General features: G+C 61.3%; 12 protein-coding genes and 1 pseudogene. 9 read left to right on the top strand and 4 right to left on the bottom strand.

Features of this window, described 5'->3' with window-relative positions; all coding sequences use genetic code 11:
- Positions 1–149 precede the first annotated feature (149 nt).
- The 3 genes from BT204_RS21835 (at position 150) to BT204_RS21825 (ending at position 3,191) form a co-directional block, all read left to right on the top strand.
- Entirely contained in the window at positions 150–605 is a 456-nt protein-coding gene (locus BT204_RS21835) for a MaoC family dehydratase (RefSeq protein ID WP_003194496.1), read from the top strand.
- Between the two features lie 196 nt (positions 606–801).
- Positions 802–2,520, top strand: coding sequence for a C13 family peptidase (locus tag BT204_RS21830; protein ID WP_072448249.1), 1,719 nt, complete (start codon positions 802–804; stop codon positions 2,518–2,520).
- A 29-nt stretch (positions 2,521–2,549) separates the two neighbouring features.
- Positions 2,550–3,191, top strand: coding sequence for an oxidoreductase (locus BT204_RS21825; RefSeq protein ID WP_014720096.1), 642 nt, complete (start codon positions 2,550–2,552; stop codon positions 3,189–3,191).
- 159 nt (positions 3,192–3,350) lie between these two features.
- Here the strand turns inward: BT204_RS21825 and BT204_RS21820 are convergent, their stop codons facing one another.
- From BT204_RS21820 to BT204_RS21805, 4 genes are all read right to left on the bottom strand, one after another.
- Positions 3,351–3,635: a YceK/YidQ family lipoprotein gene (locus BT204_RS21820; protein WP_003194502.1), complete on the bottom strand. Its 285-nt coding sequence runs from the start codon at positions 3,633–3,635 to the stop codon at positions 3,351–3,353.
- Positions 3,628–4,257, bottom strand: a complete 630-nt coding sequence (gene ubiX / locus BT204_RS21815; protein WP_032895136.1) for a flavin prenyltransferase UbiX — start codon at positions 4,255–4,257, stop codon at positions 3,628–3,630. Before ubiX ends, BT204_RS21820 begins: the two co-directional genes overlap by 8 nt.
- Complete coding sequence (gene mpl / locus BT204_RS21810; protein WP_072448247.1) at positions 4,254–5,603, bottom strand: UDP-N-acetylmuramate:L-alanyl-gamma-D-glutamyl-meso-diaminopimelate ligase; 1,350 nt, start codon at positions 5,601–5,603, stop codon at positions 4,254–4,256. Before mpl ends, ubiX begins: the two co-directional genes overlap by 4 nt.
- 207 nt (positions 5,604–5,810) lie before the next feature.
- Positions 5,811–7,721: a sigma-54-dependent Fis family transcriptional regulator gene (locus BT204_RS21805; protein ID WP_072448246.1), complete on the bottom strand. Its 1,911-nt coding sequence runs from the start codon at positions 7,719–7,721 to the stop codon at positions 5,811–5,813.
- Positions 7,722–7,993: 272 nt separating this feature from the next.
- Here BT204_RS21805 and BT204_RS21800 point away from each other — a divergent pair, with 272 nt between their 5' ends.
- The 6 genes and pseudogenes from BT204_RS21800 (at position 7,994) to BT204_RS21780 (ending at position 14,059) form a co-directional block, all read left to right on the top strand.
- The gene (locus tag BT204_RS21800; RefSeq protein WP_005791797.1) at positions 7,994–9,514 is read left to right on the top strand and encodes an acetaldehyde dehydrogenase ExaC; all 1,521 of its coding nucleotides are present in this window, start codon (positions 7,994–7,996) and stop codon (positions 9,512–9,514) included.
- Between the two features lie 37 nt (positions 9,515–9,551).
- Positions 9,552–9,641: pseudogene (locus BT204_RS28210) on the top strand (outer membrane lipoprotein carrier protein LolA); the annotation flags it as partial.
- Between the two features lie 145 nt (positions 9,642–9,786).
- A complete protein-coding gene (eat, locus tag BT204_RS21795) occupies positions 9,787–11,220 on the top strand; it encodes an ethanolamine permease (RefSeq protein ID WP_003194515.1) in 1,434 nt (477 codons plus the stop codon).
- Positions 11,221–11,283: 63 nt separating this feature from the next.
- A complete protein-coding gene (locus tag BT204_RS21790) occupies positions 11,284–12,678 on the top strand; it encodes an ethanolamine ammonia-lyase subunit EutB (protein ID WP_003194516.1) in 1,395 nt (464 codons plus the stop codon).
- Positions 12,675–13,511 (top strand): ethanolamine ammonia-lyase subunit EutC, encoded by an 837-nt coding sequence (gene eutC / locus BT204_RS21785; RefSeq protein WP_054896915.1) that lies wholly within the window; start codon positions 12,675–12,677, stop codon positions 13,509–13,511. Before BT204_RS21790 ends, eutC begins: the two co-directional genes overlap by 4 nt.
- Before the next feature lie 89 nt (positions 13,512–13,600).
- Complete coding sequence (locus tag BT204_RS21780; protein ID WP_014720105.1) at positions 13,601–14,059, top strand: GNAT family N-acetyltransferase; 459 nt, start codon at positions 13,601–13,603, stop codon at positions 14,057–14,059.
- Positions 14,060–14,266 lie beyond the last annotated feature (207 nt).

Below are 14,266 nucleotides of genomic sequence, written 5' to 3'. Positions count from 1 at the left end.
AAGCATGCCCGCCCTATGCTCCGGCATTCGCCAAAAGCATGTTGGGTTGACCAGACTGATTGCCCATGATGATCTACATTGGTTCTCTGTAACCCATAAAAACGCCCCTTATCAACGGGCACATAAGTGATGAACCAAGGAGAGACGCAATGCCCTATGTACCCGTAGCGCAGCTCAAAGATTACGTCGGCAAGGAACTGGGACGTTCCGAATGGCTCACCATCGACCAGGCGCGTATCAACCTGTTCGCGGAAGCCACCGGCGATCATCAGTTCATCCACGTCGACCCGGTCAAGGCGGCGCAAACCCCGTTCGGCAGCACCATCGCCCACGGGTTCCTGTCACTGTCGCTGATGCCCAAGCTGATGGAAGACATCCTGATCATGCCCGAAGGCTTGAAGATGGCCGTCAACTACGGCCTGGACAGCGTGCGCTTTATCCAGCCGGTGAAAGTGAATTCCAAGGTGCGGCTGAACGTCACCCTCACTGACGTCACCGAGAAAAAACCGGGCCAATGGCTGTTCAAGGCCACCGCCACCCTGGAAATCGAAGGCCAGGAAAAGCCGGCCTACATTGCCGAGTCGCTGTCACTCTGCTTCGTATGATCGCCACACCCCCACTGTAGGAGCGAGCTTGCTCGCGAAGGTCGTCAGCGATAACGCGTGCTTGCTGAACAAATGCGGCGCCTGTGCGTTTTTCGCGGGCAAGCCCGCTCCTACAGGTGGTAGATCCTGCGCATAGACCACTAGGTTCGGCACCCCGGCTACGGCATACTCGGCGCTCAATTATCCGGATCCCGCTATGCGCCCACTCGCTCCCCTTGCCCTTGCCCTGTTGCTCACCGCTTGCGGAGACGGCGAATCGCTGTTGCCGCCCGATGCGCGCTTGCCCGATGGCGGCCGCTACCGTGGCGATGTGGTCAACGGTTTGCTGCAAGGCCAAGGCCGTTTGGACTACCCCAATGGCAGTTGGTACGCCGGCCAGTTCGACAAAGGCCAGTGGCACGGCCAGGGCGAATGGCATGGCAGCAATGGCGAAGTCTATAAAGGTGAATTCAAGCAGGGCCTGTTTGACGGCCAGGGTAGCCTGACCACCTCGGGCAGCAGCTACGTGGGCGGTTTCAAGAACGGCCGACGCAACGGCGAAGGCACCCTCAAAGAAGGGCAGATGACTTATCGCGGCGAATTCCAGGACGACCAGTACTCAGGCCTCGGCCGCCTGGAACTGGCCGACGGCAGTCAGTACCAGGGCCAGTTCGCCCACGGCAAGCCCAATGGCGAAGGCCAGCGCAATGACGACAGCGGCAACCAGTTCAGCGGCCGCTTTGTCGATGGACAACTGGAAGGCAATGGCACTTTCAATAGCGCCGAAGGCGATATCTATGTCGGCCAATTCAAGCAGAACCAGCTCAACGGTAAAGGCCGCTACGAGAACGCCGACGGTGATGTGTGGATCGGCCAGTTCAAGGAAGGCGCGCTGACCGGCAAAGGCGAATTGATCGGGGTCGATGGCAGCCACTATGTCGGCCAGTTCAGTGACTGGCGCTTTACCGGCGAAGGGCGCCTGAACCTCACCGATGGCAGTTTCTATATCGGTGGCTTCGACAGCGACAACTATCAAGGCCGTGGCACCCTGGTACTCACCGACGGCACCGTGCAGTCCGGCACCTGGGTCAACGGCCTGCGCGTGCGCGACGCCGAGGGCAAGCTGCTGCCGGACCCTCTGGAGACCGGCATACTGGCTCAAGGCCGCTTGCTCGATGACGCCCTGGCGACAGTGCCCGCGTCCACTCCGGCCGTCGAGCTATACACGTTGGTGCTGGCGGGCGACGGCAAGCAAAGCGTGTTCCTGCGCGAGGCCGATTACGTCAGCAACCTGCTCGCCACCCGCTTCGGCGCGCGCGGGCAGGTGCGCCTGGTCAACCACCGCGACCATATCGCCGACCGCCCCCTGGCCACCCGCGAAAGCCTGCGCCGCTCGGTGCAAACCCTGGCCGAACGGACCGGGCCGGAAGACCTGGTGTTCATTTACATGACCAGCCATGGCACCCATGAGCATGAGCTGGTGCTCGACCAACCGCGCATGGAACTGGCCGACCTGCCCGCCGATGAGCTGGCCGCCGTGCTCGCACCGCTGAAAAACCGCGACAAGGTCATCGTGATCTCCGCGTGTTACTCCGGCGGTTTCATACCGGCGCTCAAAGATGAGCGCACCCTGATCATGACCGCCTCCCGTGCAGACCGCGTGTCATTCGGCTGCTCGGAAGAAGCAGACTTCACCTACTTCGGTGATGCCCTTTTCGCACAAGCTTTCAACCAGACGGATGATTTGCAACACGCCTTCAAACTGGCGCAACTGCACGTGGCCGAACGCGAACAGGCGGACAACTTCGAAGCCTCCGAACCGCAGATCTGGGCCCCTAAAGGCGTGATCGCCCATTGGCAATTATTACGTAAACAGCAGGCACGAAAGGCGCTCGAAAGCGTCTCAATGAATAGCAAGGAAGCCAAAGGCAACTAAGCTGTAACGTGTAACAAGGGGGAAACACCATGTACCTGACACCGCAGCATATCTTGCTGGCCGGGGCTTCCGGCCTCACTGGCGAACACCTGCTCGACCGCCTGCTCAACGAACCCACCGTGACCCGCGTGCTGGCACCCAGCCGCAAACCATTGGCTGAACATCCACGCCTGGAAAACCCGGTGGGCGACCCGGCGGTGTTCCTGCCGCAACTGAGCGGCCGCGTGGATATTGCCTTCTGCTGCCTGGGCACCACGATCAAAAAGGCCGGCTCGGAAGCGGCGTTCCGTGCGGTCGACCTGGACATGGTGGTGGCCTTCGCCAAGCGCGCACGGGAACTGGGCGCGCGGCATCTGATCGTGATCAGTGCGATTGGCGCCGATCCGAAATCCTCGGTGTTCTACAACCGGGTCAAAGGGGAAATGGAACTGGCGCTCCGAGCGCAAGACTGGCCGCAGTTGACCATCGTACGTCCCTCGCTGCTGCTGGGGGAGCGGTTGGAACCGCGCTTGGCCGAGCAGTTGGCCGGGCCGCTGTCACGGCTGATTCCCGGTAAGTACCACGGTATTGAAGTCTGCGAACTGGCCCGCGCCATGTGGCGCCTGGCGCTGGAAGAACAGGATGGCGTGCGGGTGGTGGAATCGGACGAGTTGCGCAAGCTCGGTAAGTAATGCTGCAGCGCTTGTACTGATCGCTCCCACGCTCTGCGTGGGAGCGCCGGTTATGACGCTCTGCGTCATGCTTGGGACGCGGAGCGTCCCCGACTGCATTCCCACGCGGAGCGTGGGAACGATCCAATCCAACGCGCGTGGGAACGATCCACATCCTATCTACAGCCCGCCCGTGGCGTTGAAGCCCACACCCAGCACCGTCAACACCGACAGTGGCAACAATAAGGTATCGAGCAACGCGCTGGCCGGCAGGTCGAGATGGGGATAGCTCGGGGCCTCGGCACCAAAGCGGTCCTTGGCGCAGCAGCCGCCATTGATCGCGTACAGATCCAGGCGTGTGCCGGCATACACCACCGGGGCGCCCGGTTGCGCGGCATCCAGAGTACGCGCTGTGGCACAGCCGGTGAGTTGCAGCGCCATCAATAGCAGCAGTGCTTTATTCATCGCCGCCCAGATGGTGCTCGCCCCAACGCGGCAGCATGTCCTGGGGAATGTTCAACAGGTTGAGAATGCGCGCCACCACAAAGTCCACCAGGTCATCGATGGTCTGTGGCTGGTGATAGAAACCAGGCGACGCGGGCAGGATGGTCACGCCCATGTTCGACAACTTGAGCATGTGCTCCAGGTGAATGCTCGAATACGGCGCTTCGCGCGGCACCAGGATCAACTGGCGGCGCTCCTTCAAGGTCACATCCGCCGCCCTTTCGATCAGGTTGTTGCAGGCGCCTGTGGCAATCGCCGACAAGGTGCCGGTGGAACACGGCACCACCACCATCGCCGCTGGCGCACCGGAGCCTGAGGCTACCGGCGACATCCAGTCCTCTTTGCCGTAAACCTTGATCTGCCCCGCCGCTGCGCCGGTGTACTCGGTGAGGAATGCCTGCATCATCTGCACCTTGGAAGGCAGCGCGACATCGGTCTCAGTCGCCAGCACCAATTGCGCCGCCTTGGAGATCAGAAAATGCACCTCACGGTCTTCACGCACCAGGCAATCGAGCAGGCGCAGGCCATAGGGCGCACCGGATGCGCCGGTCATCGCCAGGGTGATGCGTTCCGGCCCGCTCATTTCAGTGCCTCGGCCAGCTTGCCGTGCAGGCCGCCAAAGCCGCCGTTGCTCATGACCACCACGTGGGTGCCGGGCTGGGCCAAGGATTTCACATGCTCAATGATGCCTTCCAACGAATCGCAGACTGTGGAGGGCACGGTGCATAGCGCAGCAATCGCGGGCAAATCCCAGCCGAGGTTGGCCGGCGCATACCACACCACCTGGTCGGCATCGTTGACGCTCTCGGGCAGGCCATCACGGTGCGCGCCCAGCTTCATGGAGTTGGAGCGCGGCTCGACGATGGCAATGATCTGCGCATCGCCGACGCGCTTGCGCAGGCCATCCAGGGTGGTGGCAATTGCGGTCGGGTGGTGGGCAAAGTCGTCGTAGATGGTAATTCCATTTACTTCAGCGACTTTCTCCATGCGCCGCTTCACACTCTTGAACGCGCTCAAGGCGGCAATGCCCATGGCTGGCACCACGCCAACATGCCGAGCGGCAGCCAGGCTCACCAAAGCGTTGGCCACGTTGTGTTGGCCGGTCATGCCCCAATCGACGATGCCTTGGGGCTGGCCTTCGAACAGCACTTCAAACCGCGAACCGTCTTCGCTGAGCAACCTCGCCTGCCACTGCCCGTCCGCGCCGGTGGTTTGCACCGGGGTCCAGCAGCCCATGTCGATCACACGCTGCAACGCAGGCTCGGTGGTGGGATGAATGACAAGGCCCTCACTTGGGATAGTGCGCACCAAGTGGTGGAACTGGCGCTCAATCGCCGGCAGATCGGGGAAGATATCCGCGTGATCGAACTCAAGGTTATTCAGGATCGCTGTGCGTGGGCGGTAATGGACGAACTTGGAGCGCTTGTCGAAAAAGGCGCTGTCGTATTCATCGGCCTCGATCACAAAAAACGGGGTCTGGCCCAGGCGCGCCGATACCGAGAAGTTCTGCGGCACACCGCCAATCAGGAAACCCGGGCTCATGCCTGCATGCTCCAGTACCCAGGCCAGCATGCTGCTGGTGGTGGTCTTGCCGTGAGTGCCCGCCACTGCCAGGACCCAACGACCCTGCAGCACATGGTCCGCCAGCCACTGGGGGCCCGAGACGTAAGGCAAGCCTTTGTTCAGTACGTATTCCACCGCCGGGTTGCCGCGAGACATGGCGTTGCCGATGACGACCAGGTCCGGCGCCGGGTCGAATTGCGAAGGGTCGTAACCTTGGGTCAGCTCAATCCCTTGCGCCTGTAGCTGCGTGCTCATGGGTGGATAAACATTGGCATCGGAGCCTGTTACGTGATGGCCCAGCTCTTTGGCCAGAACCGCCATCGAACCCATGAACGTACCGCAGATACCCAGAATATGAATGTGCATAGTCGACCTCGTAAACATCGAGGCAGGTTAGCGTAGGGTGGGAAAGTTCGCACGCTTTAGCTGAGCACGAAACGCTCGCCGGTAGGATCCGGCACAAGGGAGGCCTTGAACCGCGCTGCCGGCGTTTTTAAGCTCAGCGGCTTTCAAGGTAGGCGTGAGACAAAAAACGAGCGGTTCGCAATAACCAGGTTACTCCGACAGCGCCCCTTACTGCATGGCGTCCCGTGAAATGCCATGTTTGCGTAACTTGCGGTACAGCGTATTGCGACTGACCCCCAACTGTTCAGCCACATGGCTCATATGCCAGCGCTGCTGCGCCAACGCGTTGAGCAATGCCTGGCGCTCGGCGTTCTCCAGCGGCGAGACGCATGGCGCATCCACCCTCGCCCCTTGCGGCTGCGCTTGGCGAATCAGTGCCGGCAAGTCTTCAAGACCGACTCGCCCGCCCTCACAGAGCGCCACTACCGTGCGCAACACCGTACGCAACTGCCGCAGGTTGCCGGGCCAGTGGAATGCCAACAGAGCCTGGCGCGCAGGCTCGTCCAGCATCACCTGCTCGGTGCCCGCTTCCTGGGCCAGGAGGAAGTCCAACAGTTGCGACTTGTCACTGCGTTCGCGCAACGGCGGCAGGGCCACTTCCAAGCCGTTCAAGCGGTAATACAGGTCTTCGCGAAAGCTGCCATCGGCCACGCGCTCCAGCAAATTTCGGTGCGTGGCGCTGATGATGCGCACGTTCACCGCTTGAGGTTCGCCGCCGATAGGCACCACCAGGCGATCCTCCAGCACCCGTAACAGGCGGGTTTGCAACGCCAGTGGCATGTCGCCGATTTCGTCGAGAAACAGCGTGCCGCCGTCGGCCTGTTGCAGTTTGCCGCGCATGCCTTCTTTAAGGGCGCCGGTGAAACTGCCGGCGCGATAGCCAAACAGTTCGCTCTCGATCAGGTTTTCTGGAATCGCCGCACAGTTCAGCGCAACAAAGGCCTTATCGCCCCGCTGGCTGCCCTGGTGCACAGCCTTGGCGAAGGCTTCTTTACCGCAGCCGGTTTCGCCGTTGATCAGCAAGGGCACGTCGCGCTCGAACACTCGCGAGGCCTTGCGTAGCTCATTTTGCAACGCCGGGTCGCCCACGCAGATACCCAAAGGCCGTGGCGCCTGCGGCTTGATGATGGGTACCGGCACACTGCGCGGCTGGCCTCGCAGCGCTGCAAACAAAGGCCGGCCATCGCGGGTGCGCAGCGGCCAACTGGCCGTGGCATTCGCGCTGGCCCGCCCCAGTAACTGATCCAGGGAGCAGTCGAAAAATGCCTCCACCGGCTGGCCTACCAAGCCGCCGCGTAGCTGCCCCAACAGGTTCAGAGCGCTCTGGTTGACCGCACAAATGCGCCCTTCGCCATCAAACGCCAGCAAGCCTTCGCTGAACAACCCGACCGACTCGGCCTGCAGGTGGAAACGCAACAGCCAGTGGTGTTCGAAGTGGCGCAGGAAATAGCAACTTTCGATCATCTTGGCCGACAGGTTCACCAGCGCCATGGTGTGGAACTGGCTCTGGCGCGACACGGCTTCGCGGGCCGAGGACACATCCAGCACCGCCAGCAATTCACCATGTGGGTCGAACACCGGGCTGGCCGAACAGGTCAGCCCGGTATGACGGCCGCGAAAATGCTCGTCACGGTGGATCGTCAACGACTGCCGCTCCACCAGGCAGGTGCCGATGCCGTTGGTGCCTTCGCAGGCTTCGCTCCAGTCAGCGCCCAGCCATAAGCCGGCGCGCTCGAATATCTTGCGCTCGGACGGCGCGGTGACACAGTTGAGGATCACCCCACGCGCATCGGTGAGCAGCACCGCATGACCGGCGCCGGAGAGTTGCTGGTGCAGGCTGTTCATTTCGCTGCCGGCGATGTGCAGCACTTGGCGCAGGCGCTCGCGACTTTCCAGCAAGCGCCCGTGCTCGAGCACGGTGGGCGCGATGGTCAGCGCCGGGTCGAGGTGGTAATCCTCCACGCAGCGCAGCCAGGAACGGGCGATGGACGGATCGCTGCCAGGCCCTTGGGAAAGCTCTTGGCCACGGGTGACGGTCAAGACTTGCTGGGCATGGCGACTGAAATGATCGTTATGCATGTTCTTATTATTCTCCCTGCGTGAGAACGTCCAGCATCCCCCAGCCATCCGGCCATTGCAATCCCGGCCCGACCCACCGGTCACAGGCTGTATCGTTTATGGCACAAACTGTCACCTTGCCTGTATCACTCCCGTCACGGCAAAGCCTTGCAACAAAGCCCAACCTCTTGATTCTGCTGGCCCGCACGGCGATGGCCCGACCTTTGCTCTACGCTTTATAACGCGCTCGCAGCGCTGTACTCCGATAAACATAAAAGCAGGAGATGCCCACCATGCGTTATGCACACCCCGGTACCGAAGGCGCCATCGTTTCGTTCAAGGCCAAATACGGCAACTACATCGGCGGCGAATTCGTGGCGCCGGTCGATGGCAACTACTTCTCCAACACCTCGCCGGTCAACGGCAAGCCCATCGCCGACTTCCCGCGCTCCACTGCCAAAGACATCGACAAAGCACTGGACGCCGCCCACGCAGCCGCAGACGCCTGGGGCAAAACCAGCGCCCAGGACCGCTCGCTGGTACTGCTGAAAATCGCCGACCGCATCGAGCAAAACCTCGAACTGCTGGCCATCACCGAAACCTGGGACAACGGCAAGGCCGTGCGTGAAACCCTCAACGCCGACATCCCTCTGGCCGCCGACCACTTCCGCTACTTCGCTGGCTGCATCCGCGCCCAGGAAGGCAGCAGCGCGGAAATCAACGAACTCACCGCCGCCTACCACTTCCACGAACCGCTGGGTGTGGTTGGCCAGATCATCCCGTGGAACTTCCCGCTGCTGATGGCCGCGTGGAAACTCGCACCAGCCCTGGCCGCCGGTAACTGCGTGGTGCTCAAGCCAGCCGAGCAAACGCCGTTGGGCATCAGCGTGCTGATGGAGCTGATCGGCGACTTGCTGCCACCGGGCGTGCTGAACGTGGTGCACGGTTTCGGCAAGGAAGCTGGCGAAGCCCTTGCCACCAGCAAGCGCATCGCCAAGATCGCCTTTACCGGTTCAACGCCTGTGGGCTCGCACATCATGCATGCCGCGGCCGAGAACATCATTCCGTCCACGGTCGAGCTGGGCGGCAAGTCGCCGAACATCTTCTTCGCCGACATCATGAAAGCGGAACCTGCATTTATCGAAAAAGCCGCCGAAGGCCTGGTGCTGGCGTTCTTCAACCAGGGCGAAGTGTGCACCTGCCCTTCCCGCGCTCTGGTGGAAGAGTCGATCTACGACGACTTCATGAAAGTGGTGATGAAGAAGGTCGAGTCGATCAAGCGTGGTGACCCGCTGGACACCGACACCATGGTCGGCGCCCAAGCGTCCGAACAGCAGTTCGACAAGATCCTGTCCTACCTGGAAATCGCCAAGGGCGAAGGCGCGCAATTGCTCACCGGCGGCAAGGTCGAGAAGCTCACGGGCGACCTGGCCACCGGCTATTACATCCAGCCGACCCTGCTCAAGGGCACCAACGACATGCGTGTGTTCCAGGAAGAAATCTTCGGCCCGGTGGTAAGCATCACCACTTTCAAGGATGAAGCCGAAGCCCTGGCGATTGCCAACGACACCGAGTTCGGCCTGGGTGCCGGCCTGTGGACCCGCGACATCAACCGCGCCTACCGCATGGGCCGGGCGATCAAGGCCGGCCGCGTGTGGACCAACTGCTACCACCTGTACCCGGCGCATGCCGCGTTTGGTGGTTACAAGAAGTCTGGCGTGGGCCGTGAAACCCACAAGATGATGTTGGATCACTACCAGCAGACCAAGAACTTGCTGGTGAGCTACGACATTAATCCGTTGGGTTTTTTCTAACCCCACTGAAGCAACAACCGTCACTGTAGGAGCGAGCTTGCTCGCGAAGAACGCTAACGATAACGCGAGCAGCCTGACTCCCCGAGGCGCTCGCAAGTTTTTCGCGAGCAAGCTCGCTCCTACATTAGCGGCGTGTATCAGCCAAATAAGGGGTAGCTGACAGGCCGCTATCGCAGGCAAGCCAGCTCCCACATTTGATATCACAAGCAATTGCTACCTCGTTCGGCACACAGACGCCGAGTCAAAAACAATAAGAATGGAAGGTACTTCCCATGCCTAGCGAACCCACTGGTTCTTCTGTCGACTTCGAAAAAGTCGGCACCGATTATTTTCAACAACGCGAACTGAAAAAAGGCGCCGCCGGCTGGGTACTACTGGTTGGCCTTGGCGTCGCCTATGTTATTTCCGGCGATTACGCCGGCTGGAACTTCGGCCTGGCCCAAGGCGGCTGGGGCGGCATGTTCCTCGCCACTTTGCTGATGGCCACCATGTACCTGTGCATGTGCTTTTCCCTGGCCGAGCTGTCCTCCATGATCCCCACTGCTGGCGGTGGCTACGGTTTTGCCCGCAGCGCATTCGGCCCTTGGGGCGGGTTCCTCACGGGTACTGCCATCCTTATCGAATACGCCATCGCCCCCGCCGCCATCGCAGTGTTTATCGGCGCCTATTGCGAGTCGTTGTTCGGCATTGGCGGCTGGATGATCTACCTGGCGTTCTACATCATCTTTATCGGCATCCACATCTTTGGTGTGGGCGAAGCCTTGAAGCTGATGTTCGTGATCACCGCTGTCGCCGCGATTGCCCTGGGCGTGTTCCTGGTGTCGATGGTGCCGCATTTCAACGTCGCCAACCTGCTGGATATACCCGTGACCGAGGCCAAGGGCGCCAGCAGCTTCCTGCCGTTCGGCTACGTCGGCGTGTGGGCCGCGATCCCTTATGCCATCTGGTTTTTCCTGGCGGTGGAAGGCGTGCCGCTGGCCGCTGAAGAAACCAAGAACCCCAAGCGCGACCTCCCTCGCGGGCTGATCGGCGCGATTGTGGTGCTGACCAGTTTTGCCCTGCTGATCCTGGTGATCGCGCCGGGTGGTGCAGGGACTTACGCGCTGATCAAATCCGGCAACCCGCTGGTTGAAGCCTTGGCGTTGTCCTACGGCGGTTCCACCTGGATGGGCAGCTTCGTCAACCTGGTCGGCCTGGCCGGTTTGATCGCGAGCTTTTTCTCGATTATCTACGCCTATTCGCGGCAGATCTTTGCCTTGTCCCGTGCCGGTTACCTGCCGCGCAAATTGTCCGAGACTAACAAGAGCAAGGCGCCAGTATTGGCACTGGTGATCCCCGGGATTATCGGCTTTGGCCTGTCGCTGACCGGCCAGGGTGACTTGCTGATCCTGGTGGCGGTGTTTGGCGCCACGATTTCCTACGTGTTGATGATGGCTGCCCACATCACCCTGCGCATCCGTCGCCCTAAAATGGAGCGGCCATACCGCACGCCGGGGGGCATTTTCACTTCAGGCGTGGCACTGGTACTGGCTTGCGTGGCCGTGGTGGCGGGCTTTCTGGTGGACCCGCGCGTGGTAATTGGCGCAGCGATCATCTATGGAGTATTAATTGCTTACTTTGCTTTCTACAGCCGGCATCACTTGGTAGCAGGCACGCCGGAAGAGGAATTCGCGGCGATCCAGGCCGCAGAGGCCGCTCTGCACTAACTGCCGAAAACCTCGACGCGGTGCCTTGCCCACAGCAGGCCCGCGTCATCAAGGAGACACTGTATGGCAAGCTTTTCCCACGCGGTGGGTGCTCAAACCTACCGCTTCGACAGCCTCAAGGACGTGATGGCCAAGGCCAGCCCCGCACGCTCCGGGGACTTCCTCGCCGGTGTCGCCGCCCAGAATGACGGCGAACGTGTGGCGGCGCAGATGGCGCTGGCAAATATCCCGCTCAAGCACTTCCTGCAAGAAGCACTGATTCCTTATGAAAGCGATGAAGTCACCCGGCTGATCATCGACACCCACGATAAACAGGCGTTTGCAGCGGTCAGCCACCTCACTGTCGGCGGCCTGCGCGACTGGCTGCTCAGCGACGCGGCCGATGAACAGGCCCTACGCGCATTGGCGCCAGGGCTAACACCGGAAATGGCCGCGGCCGTGTCCAAGATCATGCGCGTGCAAGACCTGGTGCTGGTGGCGCAGAAGATCCGCGTGGTCACCCAGTTTCGCGGCACCCTGGGCCTGCGCGGGCGCTTGTCCACGCGCTTGCAGCCCAACCACCCCACCGACGAACCGGCCGGCATCGCCGCGAGCATTCTCGACGGCCTGCTGTACGGCAACGGCGACGCCATGATCGGCATCAACCCGGCCACCGACAGCATCGCCTCGATCTGCGCCATGCTGGAGATGCTGGACGCGATCATCCAGCGCTACGAAATCCCCACCCAGGCCTGCGTGCTCACCCACGTCACCACCTCCATCGAAGCGATCAACCGCGGCGTACCGCTGGACCTGGTGTTTCAGTCAATTGCCGGTACCGAAGCGGCCAATGCCAGTTTCGGGATCAACCTGAACGTGCTGCAGGAAGGTTACGACGCCGGCTTGAGCCTCAAGCGCGGCACCCTGGGCCAGAACCTGATGTACTTCGAAACCGGCCAGGGCAGCGCCTTGTCGGCCAATGCGCACTTTGGCGTCGACCAGCAAACCTGTGAAACCCGTGCCTACGCCGTGGCGCGGCACTTCAAGCCGTTTCTGGTGAACACCGTGGTCGGTTTTATCGGCCCGGAGTACCTGTACAACGGCAAGCAGATTATCCGCGCCGGCCTGGAAGACCACTTCTGCGGCAAGCTGCTCGGCGTGCCCATGGGTTGCGACATCTGCTACACCAACCACGCCGAAGCCGACCAGGACGACATGGACACCCTGCTGACCCTGCTCGGCGTGGCCGGCATCAATTTCATCATGGGCATCCCCGGCTCTGACGACATCATGCTCAACTACCAGACCACCTCGTTCCACGACGCTCTGTACGCGCGGCAAACATTGGGTTTAAAACCGGCGCCGGAGTTCGAGCAGTGGCTGGCGAAAATGGGCATCTTCACGCAGGCCGATGGCAAGGTGCACTTTGGCAACAGCCTGCCACCGGCCTTTCGCCACGCCTTGGCGCAATTGGGATGAAGGAGCCGACTGTGCAACCAGAATTGCCTGACAACCCGTGGCTGGAACTGCGCCGCCTGACCCCGGCGCGTATTGCCCTGGGCCGCACCGGCACCAGCCTTCCCACCAGCGCCCAACTGGACTTCCAGTTTGCCCACGCCCAGGCGCGGGACGCGGTGCACCTGCCCTTCGATCACGCCGGGCTCAGCCACCAACTGGCCGAACGTGGCCGAGACAGCCTGTTGTTGCACAGCGCCGCCACGGACCGGCACATCTACCTGCAACGCCCGGACCTTGGGCGACGCCTGAGCGATGAGTCGGCGCAAACGCTGCGCGACTACGCCCTGGCCCAGCCCGGTGGCGTGGACTTGGCCATCGTGGTGGCCGATGGCCTGTCGGCACTGGCCGTGCATAAACATACAGCGCCGTTTCTGGCGCGCCTGGAAGAACAGACCCACGTCGAAGGCTGGTCCTTGTCACCGGTGATCCTGGTGGAGCAAGGCCGCGTGGCGGTGGCCGATGAAATCGGGCAGCTACTGGGCGCCAAGATGGTGGTGATCCTGATCGGCGAACGACCGGGGCTCAGCTCGCCGGACAGCCTGGGCCTGTATTTCACCTACAACCCCAAGGTCGGCCTCACCGATGCCTATCGCAACTGCATCTCCAATGTGCGGCTGGAGGGCTTGAGTTATGGCATGGCGGCCCATCGCCTGCTGTACTTGATGCGAGAGGCGTGTCGCCGGCAGTTGTCGGGGGTCAATCTCAAGGATGAGGCACAGGTTCAGACTCTCGAATCCGACGACCCGGACCTGATGAAGGGCAATTTCCTGCTCAGCCCGGCAGATGACCGCTAGCGGCACGATTGCGCTTTTTAGCGTCATTAGGCAGCATCGAGTCACGGCCGCTCGTGTGGTCATACCCCATTTGGAAGTTGAGGCCTGGCATGCGGATTACTCAAGCGACCCTGGAACACCTGGACCTGTTGACCCCGTTGTTCGTCAAATACCGCGAGTTCTACGGGGCCTTGCCGTTCCCGGACTCGTCACGGGCCTTTCTGGAGAAGCGCCTGCGGCGCAAGGAGTCGGTGATCTACCTGGCCCTGGCCGACGATGACGACAAGCGGCTGCTGGGGTTTTGCCAGCTGTATCCGAGTTTTTCTTCGCTGTCGCTCAAGCGGGTGTGGATCCTCAACGACATCTATGTGGCCGAGGACGCACGCCGGCAACTGGTGGCTGACAACCTGATGCGCACGGCCAAGAAAATGGCCAAGGACACCCACGCTGTACGGTTGCGGGTATCGACCAGCAGCGATAACGACGTGGCGCAGAAGACCTATGAATCGATTGGGTTTCGCGAAGACACCGAATTCAAAAACTACGTGTTGCCGATCAACGAAGACTGAAAACCAGTCAGCCAGACACCGCAATATCCTTGTGGGAGCTGGCTTGCCTGCGATGGCGGAGTGTCAGCGAGCATTTCTCATACTGACCCACCGCTATCGCAGGCAAGCCAACTCCCACATTGGATCCGGCGACTGGCTTGAAGCCCAACCCCTTCACAATTTCGCGACACTCCCCGCTACAAAAGCCACACGCTTTTCACCTCTCAA

It is taken from the genome of Pseudomonas sp. NFPP02, from assembly GCF_900119355.1.
Classification (GTDB): Bacteria; Pseudomonadota; Gammaproteobacteria; order Pseudomonadales; family Pseudomonadaceae; genus Aquipseudomonas; species Aquipseudomonas paracarnis.
The sequence above is the reverse complement of the archived record's forward strand: the minus strand, read 5'-3'. Positions and strand labels throughout refer to the sequence as shown.